This window comes from Mesorhizobium sp. M0145, from assembly GCF_040322355.1.
In the GTDB taxonomy this organism is placed as follows: Bacteria; Pseudomonadota; Alphaproteobacteria; order Rhizobiales; family Rhizobiaceae; genus Mesorhizobium.
Genome location: NZ_JAMYTK010000034.1, coordinates 1 through 18534, shown reverse-complemented (window position 1 = coordinate 18534; position 18534 = coordinate 1). Strand labels below are relative to the sequence as shown.

The window sequence follows — 18534 nt, the reverse complement described above, 5'->3', positions numbered from 1 at the left end:
ACAAAGTCTTTGCGACTGCCGACCGCTAACAATGGTAAGCCTCACCGCAAAGCGTGAGGTCAGGCACGGATAAAGAGCTAATGCCAGATTCAGACCGCCGCGCAGCACGAAGCATCGGAGTCGGTAGCCAATGGCAAGAAGAGCACTCATTCTCGTTGAAGGTCATGGCCGCATGGGCCTGCAATACGTCCAAGCAGCCCAGCGCCTTGGCCTTGATCCAATTACCCTGTCGACTGATCCAAATCAGTATGACTATGTTGCGGCGGAAACGCTTGAGGCAATCCGCATCGACACAGACAATCTCGGTGCGCTGATCCACGAATGCTTGCGGCTACGCAAGACCTACGACATTGCTGGCATTACTGGGTTTTCGCGCGCCGATGAGTCGGCCTGTGTGACGGCTGCCAAGCTCTGCCGGCATTTCGGTCTACCGGGACCAAGCCCCGAATCTATTGAACGGTGCTGCGACAAATTCACCCAACGTGAGCTCCTCGCGCAGGCCGGGATTCCCGTACCGGCTTATCGCCTGGCGGCGAATGCGACCGACATCGAAAGTTCTGCCGCGCCAATTGGACTGCCGGTGATTGTTAAGCCAGCCTTAGGCAGCGGCAGCAGCGGCGTACGATTGTGCCGCGACGTTGATGAGTTAGTGGAACATACGAACTATCTGTTGGGCGGGCAGCACATTTGGCAGTCCTCGCCGAGGATCTTGGTCGAAGATTTCGCACAAGGCCCATACTATTGCGCTGAATTAATGGGAGATAAGGTCGTTGCGATCGGCGCCGGTGATTGCGGCCCCCCCCCGCATTTCGTCTTTCGTGAATTCACCCTTCCGGCCCGGCTGAGCGATGACGAGCAGGAGTGTATCGCCGATGTTTCGCTGAGTTGCCTGAAAGCTCTTGGTCTCGGCTGGGGGCCAACCTGCATTGAATTCCGCTGGACGGAGGTTGGCCCAGTCGTCATTGAAGTCAATCCGCGTCTTGGTGGCGCGCCCGGTCCTCAAATGATTCAGCTGGCTTACGGTGTTGATCTCATTACCGCGCACATCAAACTTGTCATAGGCGAGGAATGCGATTTGCGCAGGAGGCATTCGCAGACTGCGGCTGCGCGGATCCTAGTTCCTGATTGCGATGGCACCCTCGATTGGATCGATGGCGGCAGTCGGGCGGCTACCGTAGCAGGTGTCGCCGAAGTCGAATTGTATGTTGAATCCAAGACGCCGATCGTCAGGAAAGGCGATTTCCGAGACTGGATCGGACATGTCATCGTCGCTTCACCGAGCCTTGCTCAGACCGAGATGATACTTCAGCGCGCCGTCGAGTCGATCGATTGGGTGATCACTCCATTTCCGACAAACCTTGGCGAATAGCAATAGTCTGCGGCACTTATTCTCCACACTCGCGCAGGTGAGTGTGGCCGTATGTGTTGCTCGGGCGGGCCAAGCCGATCCTCATCACAGGAGGAGAGCCGTGGCAGATTATGGGGAAGCATTTGGCGGAATGCGCTTTGCAAACAATGCCCGGCGTTGGCCCCATCGCCGCACCGGCGATCGAAACTTTTCGCCCCAGATGGAGACGCGTTCAAATGTGGCCGTGACTTCGCCGCCCGGCTTGGCCTCGTCCCGTTGCAGAAATCGACCGGCGGCAAGCAACAACTAGGAAAAATCTGGCGACGAAGCCGCGCATGCTCGTGGCCATTGCGCTGGCCAACAAGATGGCGAGTGGCATCTGGACCATGTAGCGCGCCTCGCGCCGCTCATTCGCAGCCAGACGCTATCCAACATACTGCACTATTCAAGGCAAAGTCGACGTAATTTAGCTAGATTTGAAATAGAAGTTGCGGTTATGTCAGAAAATTTCAGTAGTTTTGTACAGACTAGACAAGTTATACAAACGCTGACTACACAATTGGCACGTTATTTAGCAGACTGGTGAAAAAGTGGCTCACAGTAAGGCTATGTGCGTAATTGAATGTCGCCGGAGAGATTCGGACAAGGAGGCATGCGCGGCGAAGACGAACGGTCTGGCGAACTGTTCAGTTATGTTGATCTCGAGGCTCGGGTGCGGCACGATCATCCGTTGCGCCGCATTCGGGGGTTGTGAACGAGGGTAAGCGTCACGAGCACCGCACGGCGGTCCTTGCTTGCCAAAGGCAGGATTCAGATGCGGGCCGCTTTGACTCGCTTGGGCATGAAGTACGAGCGGATGGCGACGATCGCCTTTGCAACGGCGGCGACGCCCGCGTCGTCGAGACGGGAGTTCACCCCCGTTGTGTCCCGGATCGGGACGATGATGTCGCCGGTTGCGGCATGACCGCGGAGAAAGGGGCGCCGGAGCCTTGTGGCATAGCCGGTAGCGAGCAGGAAGGCAGTCACCCAGTGGAAGGGGTCGAAGGAACGAAGGAACCGTCATTGCGCCGCGCAAAGCGCGGCGCCAGGTTTCCGCCGTTTCGGCAAGCCCGCTCGAGATCCGGTTTAGTGGGCAACGAGCGTCTGAACGGCGAGCGCCTCGGTCGTGCCTTCGAGCGCCATCAGCGCTTTCTCGCCTGCAAACAGAGGAATCCATTGGCGCGGGTCGATGAAGCGGGGCCCGATGATGAGCGCCGTCAGATAGCCATCGAGCCCATCCATGCCGAAGACCGGCGGATGCGGCCGCTGCTTATGCAGGAACGTCTGGAAGGCCGCATCGTCCAGCATCGGGCGCGAAGGCGCAACCGAGGACGCTGCGGCGGGCCGAGCGGCGACGGGCCCCCTTGACCGACGAGCGATCATGCCGCCACACGCTCCAGTTGGCACCGTGCCTCCCGGTCTGCCTTCCAATTCCTATTCCACGGCAAGAGCTCGTCGAGCCGATTGACGATTGACCGGAATGGAACCCGAGACGATCTGCTCGAGCACGTCGGCGAGCCAGGTTTCGGGATCGAGACCATTGAGCCGTGCCGAGTTGACCAGTGATGCCAGCACCGCCCATGTCTCGCCACGGCGAGCGGATCCGGCAAAGAGGCTATTCTTCCTCGTCAGGCAAACTGGTTTGAGCGAACGCTCGACAACGTTGCTATCGACTTCGATCCGTCCGTCCTCGAGGAAGGCGATCAGCCCATGCCAATGCGCCAGCGTGTAGGCGATGGCCTTGCCGAGCGACGACTTGGCCGAGACCTCATCGATCAGCATCTTCAGCCGCTCCCTCAGTGCCGGCATGAGCGGAGAGCTCTTGGCCTTGCGCACCGACAGGCGCTGCTCGGGGCTCATGCCGCGGATGCTATCCTCGATCCGGTAGATCTCGGCAATACCGGCGATCACCGCCAGCGCCTCGCTCGAGCCCGTCGTCTTGACCACCTCGACGAACTTGCACCGAGCATGGGCCAGACAAAAGGCAAGCTGCAAGGATGCGATATTACTCTTGCGCCGCTGCTTCGCCAGGCTCTCGTAGGCCGCATAGCCATCAACCTGGAGAATGCCGTCGAATGTTGAAAGCTGTGCCTCGACCTCTCCGGCTCCCCGGCTTTCTGCAAACACATAGCCAACTCCCGGCGGAGCCGGTCCCTGCCAGGGACGATCATCGACGGCCTGGGCCCACAACTGGCAGACTTTCGTCCGCTTGCGTTCCGGATCAAGTCGCGGCAGCGGCGTTTCGTCGCAAAGCACCCGCGGCTGCGAGGGATGAAGGCAAGCAGGCGATCGTATAGCGGCCTCAGCCACCAGGCGACCCGTCCGACCCAGCCGCCGAGCGTGCCACGGTCGAGATGGATGCCGTAACCCGAGAAGATCTGCGACCGACGATACAGAGGAAGATGCTAGGCGAACTTGGAGACGACCACATGCGCCACCAGCGCCGTCGTTGCCATGCCCCCGTCCATTACTCGCGCTCGCGCCGGGATGATCTTCGGGGCAAAATCGGAGAAGCTGGCCGTTCTCGATCCGACCCAGATCGCGCTCGATCTCAGCGACCTCTGCGAGGTGCCGGTCGCGGCCAATGACGATGCCGCCGAAGATAAGGATCGTATGGGCGGCAATCTCATCCGCAGAAACGCCCTGAATCAAAACGAACTCTGAGACCCTCGCCTTCTGAGGACAGTTAACGGCGCCGGCGGCTCGCGCGTCGGTGAAGCAACCGACGCCCGTATACCATCGCTACGACCGCGAACGCGGCCGCGATGTAGAACATCTCGGTCGTGCCGTCGCCCCCATCTGGAGAAACGCCAAAAATCCGCTCAATAAAATCCATGTGTTTCACCTTCCAGATGAATAGGTATCGGTACTTCTTAACCGCTGGCCCTGCTGAACCCTATGGGCTCGACGCCGGCAGTCCTCAGGGCGACGTTGAACGCCGCGGCCTTATTGTCCACAACCACGCCAAACTTTTGAATCTCCTCTTCAACCTTTGATATGATCTCGTCAGCAACCTGGCGGGCTGGGAGTGTCGGCGCCTCGTCGGCGACGGCAACCACACTGATGATGTCGACCAGTTTATCCCTTAAGCCAGGCAGGTTCCGCTCTTGGTCGCGCGGCGTCTCCTGCTTGATGTCGATCAGTGCTCCTTCGATTGCCTCAAGCTGTCCGGCCAGCGCATGTGCACGTTCCTTAAATGTCGTGCTACAACCGAGCCGCTCCTGCACATCCGTCATCTGTCGTTTCATCAACCGAATGTGATTCAGAGTCTGGTTGAGTGCCGAAAGCGTGCTGAACAGCTCTTGCAGGAGTGCGAATTGCTCGATGAACTCCTTCTCCGTCGTAACTACCCGTGGATCCTTGACCACGCAGAAGCCGGCTGTTTGGTCCTCGCGGCCAATTTGAAGCCGGACTTTGTAGCTACCTGGAACGACGGCAGGGCCGCTCGGGTCCTCGTTATCCGCAGCGAGAGGCTTGTACTTGCGGGTTTCCAGCGACCGGTCCAGCTTGGCTGGTCCGGGGTATCTGAGATCCCACACGAAGCGGTTGAGCCCAGCCTTCGTGCCGGGCTTCGCGTGAAAAGGCAAGTCGCTGTCATCGCTTGAGAAACTGGTGATGAGGTCGCCCGCAGCGTTCTGGAAAGTAAGTTTAATCGGCTGTTCCGCATCGCTGCGCAACCAGTAATAAACGATCGCTCCGTCCGGCGGATTCTCTCCGCAATCGAGATAGCGGCGACCCGTCCGCCCGTCCAACTCCATGACCTCTGTGGCGGCGCCGATGCCCCAAGTCTGGTACCATATCCCGACCTTGGAGATGCCGACTTTAGAAAAACCTTGCCCAGCAGCCAACGCGTGCTTAGTTCGGACTGTGGGGCGTGGGCTAATCAGCTTCACATCTTTCTGATCTGCGTCCAGTTCGCGTAATGGGGTAATGTCATCAAGGATCCAGAAAGACCGGCCATGGGTGCCCGCAACGAGATCGCCTCCTTTGATCTTCAGATCGTAGACCGGAACCACGGGCAAGCCACCGACCATCCGCGACCAATGGGCACCGTCATCGAGGCTGAAGAAAACTCCGGTTTCAGTTCCGACCAAAAGCAATCCTGAACGCACCGGATCGGCGCGCAACACACGGGTGATTTCGCCAGCCGGGAAGTCGCCGTTGATCGATTGCCAGCTCTTGCCTCCGTCCCTGGTGCGGAAAAGGTAGGGACGGTAGTCGGAAAGTTTGTATCGCGTGGCCGCAACATAAACTGTGTCTGCATCATGCGGGGAGATTTCGAGGCACCCAACATAGGCGAGTTCGGGCATGTCCTTGGGCGTCACGTTGCTCCAATGAGTTCCGTCGTCCCTTGTCACGTGGACGAGGCCGTCATCGGTGGACGTCCAGATCTCGCCCTTGCGGTGTCGAGACTCCACAAGCGAGGCGCATGTGGCATGCACCTCCACGCCGGAGTTGTCGCGGGTCAAAGCGCCTCCTGAATACTCCTGTCGAGCCGGGTCGTTAAGGCTCAGATCCGGCGAGATCACAGTCCAACTCGATCCTTCGTCGCGGCTTCGGAAGACGCGGTTGCCCCCGGCATAAATCGTCTTCGGATCATGTGGAGAAAAAGCGATTGGGAAAGTCCAGCCAAAGCGGTAGCGCATGTCCTTAGGCGCCATACTGACCGTGTATTCCGGCCAGACGTTGACTAAGCGAATCTGACGGGTGCGATGGTCATAACGTTGCAGCGATGATGTGCTGCCGGGACTTGAGCCGACCGCACCGCAGTACACGATATTAGGATCCTTGGGATCGACAGCGATGAACCCACTCTCGCCCGTGCCAGGATAGGTGCAGTCGCTCAATGGAATGATACCCCACTCAGAAGCGGTTGGGACCGAGATCGCGGTATTGTCCTGCTGGGTGGCGTAGACGCGGTATGGGTATTGGTCATCGACGTCAATGCGATAGAACTGCGCCGTCGGTTGGTTGTAGATCGACGACCAAGTCTTACCACCATTAAACGTTACGCAGGCGCCGCCATCATTGCCCTGGATCATCCGCTTGGGATCAGCCGGGTCGATCCAAAGAGCGTGGTTGTCCTCATGGGGAGTGGTCACTTCGATGAAGCTCAATCCACCGTCAGTCGACTTCCACATTTGTAAATTGTTGACATAAACCGTTTCGGCGTGGCCAGGGTCGGCGAAAACATGGGTGTAATAAAAAGGGCGATGCATCAGATCGCGGTTCTGCGAGGCCTGAATCCAGTGGTCGCCATAATCATCGGAGCGATATAGCCCAATCTTCTCGCCTTCTGCCTCAATGAGCGCGTAGACCTTCCCGGATTGCGCCTCCGAGGCTGAGACACCGAGCTTCCCGAGCAGACCATCTGGTAGGCCATTCCGTCCGGACAATTCCTCCCAGCTATCGCCCCCGTCAAGCGACCGGAACAGTCCGCTCCCCGGCCCGCCACTGTTCAGGCTCCAGAAGTTACGCCGTGTCTGCCAAGTCGCGGCAAAAAGAATGCGCGGATTGTTGGGATCCATCGAGATATCGACTGCGCCGGCGTCGGGACCGCGATAAAGGACCTTCTGCCAAGTCTTGCCTCCGTCCTTGGAGCGAAATAAGCCGCGTTCTTCGTTTGGCCCAAACGCATCCCCAAGCGCCGCGACAAAGACGACGTCGGGGTCCTGAGGATGAATGCAAATCTTGCCGATGTGCCGGGTCTCTTTCAGACCAAGATGAGTCCAACTGCGGCCTGCATCACTCGACCTGTAAACACCGTCACCGTAAGAGACGTCGCCTCTGATCGTCGTTTCGCCCATGCCGGCATAGATGACGTTGGAGTCGGAGCGGGCAACCTCCAGCGCACCGACACTTGCGCTCGCGAAGTAACCATCGGATATGCAGCGCCAATAAACGCCACCGTCGATGGTCTTCCACACCCCGCCTGCGCAGGCGCCAAAATAGAACACCCTAGAATCGTTGGGGTCTCCCGCGACCGCCACAACGCGGCCGCCCCTAGTGGGACCAATGCAGCGCCATTTGAGGTCCGCTAAGCTCTTGGAATCCATCATTCCACTCCGCTCCACATAGAATCAGCATTCATCGCCAGATCCCCCGCCGTCTGGTACTGCTCGCTATTTCGCCCGCATACGGTTGCCTCGGGTGAGTTCGTTACATGCGGGTCTGCGCCGCGTCGGCCCGTATTCTGATCACTCCAACGTCGTTTTCAATCTCGATTTGGGTGCCCAATGGCTTTGAAAGCTCTATCAACCGCTCCAGAATGGCCTTTGCCTGGGGCGGGGGCGCCAAGCGCGGCACTCCCCGATTTGCCAACCTTTCCGAACGGCGAAGTTCGATAGGATGGAGCGTCAATTCAGCGAGGCGGTTCTGCTTGAAACGGCCCACGACGATGACGCTCTCATAATAGACCGGGGCGGAGAGTGGTATAAATCCTTCTGGATATGGATACCCTATCGCCATTTCATGGGCCGTTACGTCCGCATCGGTATCCACCCGCGGATCCTTACCGTGTGCGTCGAACATGTCAGCTCCCACCGGCGTTCTCAGGTCTTGGTTGAAGAAATTTCCCAAGCCGTAAAAGATAGGCCGATCTCTGTAAATCTCGATGCCCCTGACATGGTGCGGTCCGTGATTTATATATGCATCTGCTCCGGCGTCGATCGTCTTCCGCGCAAATGCTTGTTCATAGTCAGGCGGTTGGTTGGTGAATTCCTCGGGCTCATGCCCGTGATTCGTAGCGATACAGAAATCAGACAACTGCTTCCCACGACGTACGTTGTACAGAATACCGTCAACGTCGCGCGGATTGGGTTTAAAGCTGTATCCTGGTCTTTCCCCTGCCTCGAAGACTGTCTCGCCGATTGCTACACGAAATACATCTTCCGGAGGAGGCGCATACCATGGGAGCATCTCGCGCAACTGCCTCAAGTTCTCAAGTATCTCTGGCGGAGCTACTATGCTTTTTGCTAAGCGAAGGGGGTTAAGTCCTGGTCTACCTGGCGCCTCGCCGGCCGGATCGCAGGCACGGGCCATAGGCTCGAATGTTGTCGCAAACGACACCAGAGCTACCCGGCCGCGAGGGGTCTCCAAAAAACGCGCAGCGCGGGCTTGTGCGAGATTTTCGCCCGCGCCTGCATGCATGATCCCGTTCTCATCAAGCGCCCGAGTCGTCTCGCGCATACCTTCGACGCCCCAGTCAAGCGTATGGTTGTTCGCCCGACTAACCATGTTGAACCCCATGGCCTTTAGGTCGGGCCCCAATTCCGGGGCACCGATCAAATACGCACCGCCGTACTCGGCCTGCGGGCATCCTTTAGACTGAACATCCAAGATGTTGGTTTCCAAGTTGCCGAACTTCACGTCAGCTCCGTCAAAGAGCTTGAGAACCTCGGCAAACCCCGGATAATAGCCCTTTGTTACGGGCCGCGCGTAAAGAAGGTCGCCGGTTGCAGCCATGGTGAAACCGTCTGCAACGTTCGTTTCGATTGAACCTAACGCATCAAAACCACCGTCCGATAGAATCGCAGGCTGAGAATCATCTCGAGAATTCATTTTATATCCTTAAGCTACTAAGTTGCATTCGGCTCAACTAAAGCGGCGATTCTAATATATCAGGATCTCATCATGCGCCTGATTGAAATGAGCAGGCGGATAACCCGCCCCTGCCATTGGTATTGCCGAGGTGCCGGCGGCTGGCGCGCGCACATGACAGGCGACGACGCGTCCGTCCGCTAGTGGAACCAAAGGCGGCACGTCGATGCGGCAACGCTCAACCGCGAGCGGACAGCGCGGATGGAACGTGCACCCGCTCGGCGGGTTGATCGGACTTGGCACCTCACCCTCCACCGGTGCCTCCAGCCGGACTCGCGTCGGATCTGGCACCGGAGCTGCTGCAATCAACGCTTCTGTGTATGGGTGGATCGGCTTGGCGAAAAGCGCCTCGCATGGGGCGAGCTCGACGATCCGCCCCAGATACATGACCGCGACGCGGTGGCCGACATGCTCTACGACGCCGAGATCATGCGAGATGAAGACGATGGCGATGCCCATCTGCTGCTGGAGATCCAGAAGCAGATTCAAGATCTGTGCCTGCACGGAGACGTCAAGAGCTGAGACCGCTTCGTCCGCGACGATGAGCGAGGGCTGGAGGGCAAGCGCCCGTGCAATGCCGAGCCGCTGCCGTTGGCCGCCCGACAACTCTGACGGAAGCCTGTCCATCATCTGAGGTGACATGCCGACATTCTGAAGCAGGTCCGCGGCAAGCGCTCGACGTTGCTCGCGGCTGAGGCGCTCAAAATTCTCCACGGGTTCGGTGATAATCTTTTCGGCGCTAAGGCGTGGATTTAGCGAGGAGTAAGGGTCCTGGAACACCATCTGCATCCGTCGGCGCCAGGCGCGAAGCGACCCCTTCTTCAGACCAGCAATGTCGGTGCCCTCGATCAGTACGCGTCCGCTCGTCGGCTCCGCAAGCCGCATGAGCAGACGCGCTACGGTTGATTTGCCGCAGCCGGATTCGCCAACGATACAGAGCGTCTCGCCAGCCAAAACCGAGAAAGAAACATCATCCACGGCCCGAACCACCGGAATGTTTTTGTTTAGAATGCCTGCACTGAGCGGAAAATGCTTGGTCAGGTTCTCGACTTTCAGCAAGGGAGTGTTCATGCGCCCATCACCTCTTTGGCGCGCCAGCACGCGCTGGCATGGCCAGGCATTACATCTCGCAGCATGGGCGTCTCCTCGCGGCATATGTCTATCGCGAACGGGCAGCGAGGCGCGAAGCTGCATCCCACAATCGGCTCGCGCAGACTTGGCACGATACCGGGAATCTCCGGCAGGCGATGCTGTCGACCGCGCCGCCGATCAGGAACCGAGCACATGAGGCCCTTCGTGTAGGGATGCGCAGGGCGCGCGAACAGATCCGTCACGTTGGCTTGTTCTACGATCCGGCCAGCATACATTACGATCACGCGTTGGCATGTTTCGGCCACGACGCCCAGATCATGGGTGATGAACATGACGGCCGTTCCCGTGCGCTCTTTCAAATCAACGATGAGCCGCAAAATCTGTGCCTGGATGGTGACGTCAAGCGCCGTCGTCGGTTCGTCAGCAATTAAAAGTTCCGGTGAGCAGGCAAGAGCCATGGCGATCATGACCCGCTGGCGCATGCCGCCCGACATTTCGTGAGGATAGTTGTTAACGCGCCGCTCGGGATCCGCGATGCGAACCAGACGAAGCATCTCTTGCGCCTTGGCTACCGCTTCTGACCGGGACGCCTTGGTGTGGATCAGCAACGCTTCGGCGATCTGGTGACCGACGGTATAAACCGGGTTCAGACTCGTCATCGGCTCCTGGAAGATCATAGCAATCCGGTCGCCACGGACCCTCCGCATCTCCCGATCGGAGAGTTCGAGCAAGTTGCGTCCCCCAAACCGGATTTTCCCGGCGACGGTCCTAGCGGTGAGCTTCGGCAGCAGGCGGAGAATCGAAAGAGCGGTGACGCTCTTGCCGCATCCGGATTCGCCGACCACGCCGAGCGTCTCGCCCTTCATCACCTGGAAGCTGATCCCACCCAATGCCCGCGTGACGCTTTCCTCGCCATAAAAATGGGTTTCGAGGCCTTGGACATCGAGGAGCACGTCATTGCCCACCGTCGTATGCATTTGCATATCAACGCCTCCGCTTGGCGCGGGGATCGAACAGGTCGCGCAAACCATCCCCGAGCAGGTTGACGGCAAGGACAGTGACCGCAAGGCAGATACCTGGGGCAAAGATCGTCAATGGGGCGATGGCGAGGTATAGCCGCGAACTGGCGATCATGTTGCCCCAACTCGGAATCTCGGGCGGCGCGCCTACGCCGAGGAAGCTCAGCCCCGCCTCCGTCAGGATCGCGCTGGCGCAGACTGTGGCGCTTTGGACCATCAGCGCCGGAACGGTGCTCGGCAGGATATGACGCCACAGCACCTTGGGCAGGCGTGCACCGCCGCAGACCGCAGCCTCTACATAAGGACGCTCGCGAACACCCAGAACAACCGAACGAACCAATCGCGCGACGGCTGGCGTCTCTGGGATCGCGATGGCGACAATGAGGATGCCGATTCCGGGGCCTGTCAGAGAAATCAGCGCAATGGCCAGCAGAATCGTCGGTATCGCCATCAGGCCATCCATGACTCGCATGGCGACGTTGTCGAAGCTGCGGCTGTAGCCAGCGATGACACCGATCGGAAGCCCGGCAAGAGCCGCGCATGCCGCCGAGAGCAATCCGACCATGAGGGAGATGCGTGCGCCGAAGATCGTTCGGGCAAACACGTCGCGGCCCAGATTGTCGCTCCCGAACCACATCTCTGTTGATGGTGGCTGGAGGCGCTTGAACGGGTCCATGTTCACCGGATCTCCGGCGTAAAGCGGTGCAACGAGCGCCAGAATAATCAGGAGTGCCAGGAGCCCACCACCTAGCAAGGCCAGCGGGTGTCGCCTTGCCAGACGGGGAAAATCGGATAACTGTAGCCGCCCCATCGGGACGGCGTCTATTGGTGCGGAAAGGAGGGCCATCTCAATACCTGATGCGTGGATCGATGAGCGTATACGCGAGATCGACCGTGAGATTGATAAGGACGTACAGACCCGAAGTCAGGATGAGTACGCTCTGAATGATTGGGTAGTCGCGGTTGTTGATTGCATCCACGATCAGGCGACCAATACCGGGTATGTTGAACACTGTTTCAGTAAGGACGACCCCGCCGATCAGATATGCGAAGCTGATGCCGATAACGGTTAGAATCGGCGCTCCGGCATTTTTCAAGGCATGGTGGAAAAGCATGGCATAGGAGGAGGCGCCCTTGGCATCGGCCGTGCGCATGTAGTCTTCCGACAGGACTTCGAGCATACTCGCCCGCGTGACCCGGGCGATAAATGCAATGTAGCCAAGGCCTAAAGCCAAGGTGGGAAGGATCAGATGCACGAACCAAAGCCAGAGCCCGCCAGCAATCGGTACATATCCCTGGACCGGTAGCCAGTGCGCCCTGATCGCGAAGAAGTATATGAAAAAATAGCCGATGACAAAGACCGGGACGGAATAGCCAAGCGCCGAAAATGCCGCCAGGAGGCGATCGATTACCCCGCCAATTCGCCACGCGGCAAGGATGCCGAAAGACACCCCAATTGACACTGAAAATATCATCGTGAGAATTGACAGCGAAAGAGTCGGCTCAAGCCGCTGCGAGATAAGCTCGAGAACGGGTCGTCCGGCAAAGATCGAGGTGCCGAAATCGCCGCCAAGCATGTCGCGCACCCAACGCATGAACTGAACCGACATTGGATCGTTGAGGCCCAGCTTTTCGCGAATTCCGGCGATCATCTCCGCCGTGGCCGACTTGCCGGCAATGATCGCCGCCGGATCGCCCGGTGCCAGCCTCAGAAGCAGGAAAACGAAGATTCCGACCATCGCCATGACGGCGATGGTCGAAACCAATCTGCGTAGGAAGTAACCAGCCATCGCTCAGGCCTTCTGCATGTTCCACATGGGAACGATATCAGGCATACCGATGAGGCCGGTGAGATTCTTTCGGCGTGCGATAGGCGCCGTAAATTGGCCCAGGAGAACCTCGGGCACATAATCCCAAGCAATTGCCTGCATTTTGCGGGCCAGAGCCTTGCGCTCATCCACTGTTTCAACATCGGCCAATTTGGCACGAAGGGCCTCATACTCTTCACTCTGTGGCCAACCGTACCATCCCTTCTCACCATTCATCACCAAATGGTTTGCAGTCAGCGGCTGACCGCGGTTGAAGTCGCTGTCGCCTGTTATAAAGATGCTCCAGCCTCCATCCTCGATGAGGCCCTTATTTGATCGGCGTGCGACAAGTCCACCCCAGTCGCTCGGCGCAAGCTCAGCATTAACCCCGATCTTGTGTAGAGCATTTGCTAGCAGTTGCGAAGTGTTGCTGACCTCTGTCCAGTCTGTCGGCTGCAGAATGACGACTTTTTCGCCAGCATATCCTGCTTCATTGAAGAGCTGCCTCGCTCTCTCTGGGTCGCCTCCCTTTTTAAACCATCCGATATTTTCATCATTCGATATTTGATTGCCACTCCCAAAAAATGAGGTGACAGTATTCGTGTATCTTTGGTTTGAGGAAATAACTTGCAAAAACGAATCTTGATCGACTAGATGCAATACTGCTTGGCGCGCCTTCATATTGTCGAACGGTTTTTGCAAGCAATTAATACGCAGGAAATAATCCAGACCATACTTGTAGAGAACCTGGAGTTCAAGGTTTGGATCAGTTTCAATGGCTGGGAAAAGATCCGCGGGCGGCCCCTCATAATAATCAATCTCACCCGCCTGAAGGGCTGCGACAGCAGTTTGTGCATCACCAATATTTTCCCAGATCACGCGGTCGACCTTGACAATTTTTCCACCGGCCAATCCATCGGACGGCTCCTTGCGCGGCATATATTTTTCATTCCGATCATACGTATAGCTTGCTCCTGGCTTAGCTAGAGCTTCATTAAACTTGAATGGTCCCGATCCGATGTTGGTTGTCACTGCTTCCGTTGCCGGCTTATTGGCGTCCTTCTCCCGCATGACGTAGAGCGGGTGAGCCAAGAAAGTGGGAAGAAGCCCCAGTGGGTCCTTGAGCGCAATGGTGAAAGTCTTGTCGTCCTTCTTCGAGATATCCTGGACCCGCGTCATTATAAATTGGCCCTCAGGTCGTATTTGGGACCAACGGCGAATTGAGGCCACACAATCCGCTGCGGTAACAGGATTGCCATCGTGCCAGTCTAAGCCCTCGCGGAGCTCAAAAGTGTAAGTCTTCCTGTCATCGGAGACACCCCACTTACCCACCATCTGCGGCTGCGGCACAAATTTCGAATCGAGCGAGAACAGCGTGTCGTAGATCGCCGCGGCATGGTCGGTGGTGCCTTGAGACGTTGTAACAACAGGATCGAATACGCTGGGTACACCGCCCTTCACCATGCGGACTATCCTCGCGTCAGTTGCTGTCGTTTGCGCCCGCAGGACGGAAGGCATCGAAAAAGCCGCACCGGTCGCGATACCCGCCTTAAAGAAGCTGCGTCGAGAAATCGTCATGTTTTAGTTCCCCTTTTTTGTGCGCCGCCTGGTGCGATCAACCAGCGTTTGCGCCTCGTTAAACCAGGGTTGAAGGACTTAATTTGTCCATTCTTGTAGCCGCCTGATTGAATGGCGTTGAAATCCTATCACCCACGTGTGGAGGGCTCGCGTCAAAATGTTTCGACTGCTGAAATGCGGGCTGCACAAAGCGGCATTGTCTGAAATGGTTGGCGATGACGGCAATCGTGTCCGGATTGTCCTCCTAGCCACGCAACGTGCAAGGATTTGATGGTCCGGTAACTTGTGCAGTGCCTTCGGGCTTAGGGAAAGACGCGCAAGCAATCACACAATGCCTGCCGTCATCCGCACCGCCATCGGAGTCAGCCGCAGGCGCGGGGATTCGCCCAGAAACTGAACCTTTGGTCCATACAGATGTCGGTGTGTGCACGGTATTTGCTTTCGAATCGCCTGGCGCAACCTCGCCTCCTGGAGGGCCCGCTGCTGCGCAACTAAACCAAGCCAGCCCCCTCGCAGTCGATACATAGCCTTGGAAGGCAACCAGCGGGGTGCGCGGCATCTTCCGCCGTGGCCGACTTGGCGGCGATGATGGGCCGCCCGGCGCCAGCGTGATCAGCAGAAAACGAAGGTCCCGACCATCCGCCATGACGGCGATGGTCGAAACCAATCGAAGGATGTAGACTGCCATTTGGGCTCAGGCATGTTCCACATAGGGACGATCGCCGGCACGCCGATGAGATCGGTGAGGGTCTTGCGGCGCGCGATCGGCGCGATGTATTTTCCCAACCTCACATCGCCGACGAAGCCCCACCAGATCCTTTGCATCTTGCGGGCCAGCGCCTTGCGCTTTTCGAGAGTTGCCCCATTTGCCCATTTCTCCAGCAGAGCCTCATATTCTTCGTTCTTCGGCCAGCCGTACCAAGCTTGGTCGCCATTCGAGGTTAGGAGGGGATCGGTGAGCGGATTGCCAAGGGAGTAATCCATTTCCGCCGTGATGAACATGTTCCAGCCGCCGTTCTCAACGGGCCTTGTTTGCCCGACGCGTGGAGAGTGCACCCCAATCCATCGGCGCGAGCTCGGCGTTGACCCCAATCTGCTGCAGCGCCACCGCCAATAACTGCGAGGCACTGTCGCACTCGTGCCAGTCCGTCGGATCTAGAATGACGACTTTCTCGCCGGCGTATCCGGCTTCCTTGAAAAGCTGCTTAGCCGTTTCCGGGTCGCCGCCCTTTTTGAACCATCGCGTATTTTCGTGGCTGGAAGCCGACGTAGTGTCTCCAAAGACAGAGGGTGAGGGTACCGGAATATTTCGGGTCAGGGGCCATAACGCGCATAAACGCCTCTTGATCGATCAGATGAAGGATCGCTTGGCGCGCCTTGACATTGGTCGAATGGCGGCTGCAGGAAATTCATACGCACGAGCGCGTCCCAGCCGGCCTTGTCCAGAACCTGAAGTTCAAGATTAGGGTCGCTTTCAATTAGGGTCCGGACCCATAAAAGGGGTTCCTCTGACGGCGGGATTGCGATTCAGGGTCTCTGAGGGGGACCAGTCATGGATCGCGAATATTTCTAGTCAGCGATGAGCAGTTTGGGCTGTTTGAACGGCATCTGCCGACCGACACCCGAGGCAAGCCGCGCGTCGATGATCGACGCGTGATCAGCGGCATCATCCATCTGGACACCTCGAACTACCGGCATTTCCAGAGTGGGTGGTGCGACAATGAGGTTGCGAACAGCCTGACGCGCGGCGGGGGCTGGATTTCGGTCGTTGGGGCTGTTACCGATTTCGGCATCGCGGCGGCGTTTTCCGCCGCTCTCGCCGTCAGGCGAACGCAGTTCGGCCTTGGTGCCAGACGAAGCGGGTGAGATTGTAGGCGAGGTTGGCCATGCCGATCTTGGTGCAGGCGCGAGCGATGCCGATCGTGCGGACAAACAGGCCCATGCGGGATTTCTGCTGCGCGAAGACGTGCTCGACGAAAGCGCGGATCTTTGAGCGCCGGCCATTGGCCCGTGCCATCGCCTCGCTCATCGCCCGGCCTTTCGGCTTCTTGTGATGAATGTCGGAGACGTAGCCGTTCTTGTCCAGCCACGCCTTATTCTTCTTCGAGCGATAGGCGGTGTCGGCCCATACCGTCGAGCCGGTGTTGTTCTTGTCCAGCACGTTGCGAAGCTGCGCCCCGTCCCAAGCCGAGGCGCCGGTGACGTTCCAGCCGCGGATGAAGCCGTGGCGGCGATCGATCGAGGCATGGTTTTTGTAGCCGAAGGCGGGAACGGCGATATTGCGCTGCTTCGTCTTTCCCTCCTCATCGGCCTTGGCTTTCGAGAACTTCACGGTCCAGCGCGCGTCCCGGTCCTTCTGGCGCAGCTTGGCTGGTTTCTTCTGCCACTCGTCCGGCACCTTTCCTGCCTTGATGTCAGCCTTTTCAGCATCGGAATTGCGTTGCTTCGGCGCCGCCACGATCGTGGCATCCACGATCTGGCCACCCATCGCCAGATAACCGGCTTTGGTGAGGTGCTTGTCAAAACGGGCGAACAGGTTGTTCACCGCCCGGGCCTGCGTGAGCCAGATCGTCTTGGCGTCGGGCACCTTGTCGCCGAGCCCCAACCCGAGGAAACGCATGAAAGCCGGTCTTGGATCTGAAACTCGGTCTGATCGTCCGAGAGACTGTAAAGCGCCTGCAGAACCAGGACCTTGAACATCATCACCGCATCAAAGGGCGGCCGGCCGCCCTTGGCGCCATCGGAGCGCTTCAGCGCCTTGGCCAGCGGTTTCCGGAAAACCTCCCAAGGCACCACCGCGTTCAGCTTCTCCAGTGGATCGCCGGCCGCGCTCAGCCGGACATAACGCTCGTCAATGTCCCAGAACCCAGCCTGGCCTCGCGTCCAACGCCTCCGTGCGAATCACCAGGCGAAGTGAATCAAAATGCGGTCTCGATTGCCAGTTTTTCGAGGTGTCCAGTTAGATGGCGAAATCGGCACATCCCGCCGTGATTCTCGGGGTGTCACCCGCCTCCGCAGCAAAACCGCGGGCGTCATTAAGAAATAGCCGCATCTAAGGGGCGACTGCGATTCATTCGCGGACCCAACAAACGTTATCCAGCGGCTTACGGAAAGCACCCTCCCGGTGGGGAGGAGGCGTCTTAGGGCCGCCGCGATTTGTCGTGGCCGCGCGACGGCCAGATAGCGTCGGCACCTTGGGCTCCGCGCGTCTTGCGGTGCGTGGTCTGCCCGAACCTCGGTCGCGTGCTGCGCGGAAGTGAGTGCCGGGAAAAATTGACTTACTGCGGGGAATCCTGGGGATCCACGGGTTCTGTCAGGCTTAAAGCGCGCCCTCGGCCTACAGGGTGCAGTAAGTGGTATCGACCGATTTGCCGTCCCGTCAGTGCGGGGCAACAGCAGTGACCTTCCGAGGCCCCGTCGGCGCAGATGCTTTCACCGCGCGCACCGGACCGACTACGCACACTGTTGCCGATATCGGTTTTTTCACCACAGCACGTGGTCAGGATCCGGGCCGACAGCTATCGCTTGCGGGAGAAGCTCAGGAGCGGCCTTTGATGATCGCTCCTGAGCCCCCACCGTCAAACCACTTAATCAACAGGCACATCGGTCAGTTCAGGAGTCTGTTCCGGCTGTCACTGGACACCGCCTGATCGACTTCATGATGGTGTTCCGATTAGAAGGTTCTTCGGGGGGATCGTAATGGCTCGCCAGTTGCGCAGCATGGAGGGAGATACCCAGCTCTGTCGCTGTCCGGCTCAGTGGTCGACCGCTGTTTTCCAGCAGAGCGACGGCTTCTCGTTTGAACTCGAGTGAATTCCCGCCTCGTTGCCGTCACCAAGGACCATCCCGCTTCCGAAGGAGCGTATCAAAGATGTCCGTCGAAGCGAGGGATGATCATGACATGTTTCGCCCGGGCACGCGGGTAGAGCGACATCTACGAGCTCTATTGCACCGCCCATGACCTTCGTACGAGCTTCCTCGTGCGGGTGCAGACGAACAGGCTGGCCGAGCGGCCTGCCGATGCTGGCCCACACGATCCTGCTCACCGCGT

General features: G+C 58.4%; 10 protein-coding genes and 6 pseudogenes. 3 read left to right on the top strand and 13 right to left on the bottom strand.

The annotated features are described in order from the left end of the window. Positions 1 to 130: 130 nt before the first annotated feature. Together NKJ28_RS29775 and NKJ28_RS29770 are read left to right on the top strand one after the other, a co-directional pair. Positions 131 to 1369, top strand: coding sequence for an ATP-grasp domain-containing protein (locus tag NKJ28_RS29775; RefSeq protein ID WP_352572421.1), 1239 nt, complete (start codon positions 131 to 133; stop codon positions 1367 to 1369). Positions 1370 to 1506: 137 nt separating this feature from the next. After that, a pseudogene (locus tag NKJ28_RS29770) lies at positions 1507 to 1740 on the top strand (transposase); the annotation flags it as partial. Positions 1741 to 2158: 418 nt separating this feature from the next. Here NKJ28_RS29770 and NKJ28_RS29765 read toward each other — a convergent pair. The 11 genes and pseudogenes from NKJ28_RS29765 to NKJ28_RS29715 all read right to left on the bottom strand — a co-directional run bounded on the left by NKJ28_RS29765 (position 2159) and on the right by NKJ28_RS29715 (position 15789). Beyond that, positions 2159 to 2695: pseudogene (locus tag NKJ28_RS29765) on the bottom strand (UPF0149 family protein). Positions 2696 to 2766: 71 nt separating this feature from the next. Beyond that, positions 2767 to 3873: pseudogene (gene tnpC / locus NKJ28_RS29760) on the bottom strand (IS66 family transposase); the annotation flags it as partial. 387 nt (positions 3874 to 4260) lie between these two features. Next, positions 4261 to 7446 (bottom strand): WD40/YVTN/BNR-like repeat-containing protein, encoded by a 3186-nt coding sequence (locus NKJ28_RS29755; RefSeq protein WP_352638140.1) that lies wholly within the window; start codon positions 7444 to 7446, stop codon positions 4261 to 4263. A gap of 100 nt (positions 7447 to 7546) precedes the next feature. Continuing rightward, entirely contained in the window at positions 7547 to 8947 is a 1401-nt protein-coding gene (locus NKJ28_RS29750; RefSeq protein WP_352572417.1) for a CapA family protein, read from the bottom strand. A gap of 51 nt (positions 8948 to 8998) precedes the next feature. Beyond that, positions 8999 to 10057, bottom strand: a complete 1059-nt coding sequence (locus NKJ28_RS29745; RefSeq protein WP_352572415.1) for an ABC transporter ATP-binding protein — start codon at positions 10055 to 10057, stop codon at positions 8999 to 9001. Then, complete coding sequence (locus tag NKJ28_RS29740; RefSeq protein ID WP_352572414.1) at positions 10054 to 11061, bottom strand: ABC transporter ATP-binding protein; 1008 nt, start codon at positions 11059 to 11061, stop codon at positions 10054 to 10056. The genes NKJ28_RS29745 and NKJ28_RS29740 overlap by 4 nt, the downstream gene beginning before the upstream one ends. 1 nt (position 11062) lies before the next feature. Next, positions 11063 to 11944, bottom strand: a complete 882-nt coding sequence (locus NKJ28_RS29735; RefSeq protein WP_352638138.1) for an ABC transporter permease — start codon at positions 11942 to 11944, stop codon at positions 11063 to 11065. A gap of 1 nt (position 11945) precedes the next feature. Then, positions 11946 to 12887, bottom strand: coding sequence for an ABC transporter permease (locus NKJ28_RS29730; RefSeq protein WP_352638137.1), 942 nt, complete (start codon positions 12885 to 12887; stop codon positions 11946 to 11948). 3 nt (positions 12888 to 12890) lie between these two features. Further along, complete coding sequence (locus NKJ28_RS29725) at positions 12891 to 14483, bottom strand: ABC transporter substrate-binding protein (RefSeq protein WP_352638135.1); 1593 nt, start codon at positions 14481 to 14483, stop codon at positions 12891 to 12893. 612 nt (positions 14484 to 15095) lie between these two features. Further along, the gene (locus NKJ28_RS29720; protein ID WP_352638133.1) at positions 15096 to 15485 is read right to left on the bottom strand and encodes a hypothetical protein; all 390 of its coding nucleotides are present in this window, start codon (positions 15483 to 15485) and stop codon (positions 15096 to 15098) included. 16 nt (positions 15486 to 15501) lie between these two features. Further along, positions 15502 to 15789 (bottom strand): ABC transporter substrate-binding protein, encoded by a 288-nt coding sequence (locus tag NKJ28_RS29715; RefSeq protein ID WP_352638158.1) that lies wholly within the window; start codon positions 15787 to 15789, stop codon positions 15502 to 15504. Between the two features lie 257 nt (positions 15790 to 16046). On the opposite strand from NKJ28_RS29715, the pseudogene NKJ28_RS29710 reads away from it, so the two are divergent. Then, positions 16047 to 16178: pseudogene (locus NKJ28_RS29710) on the top strand (transposase); the annotation flags it as partial. Between the two features lie 127 nt (positions 16179 to 16305). Here NKJ28_RS29710 and NKJ28_RS29705 read toward each other — a convergent pair. Continuing rightward, positions 16306 to 17339, bottom strand: a pseudogene (locus tag NKJ28_RS29705) (IS5 family transposase). A gap of 845 nt (positions 17340 to 18184) precedes the next feature. After that, positions 18185 to 18318 (bottom strand): annotated as a pseudogene (locus NKJ28_RS29700) (transposase); the annotation flags it as partial. Positions 18319 to 18534: the final 216 nt, after the last annotated feature.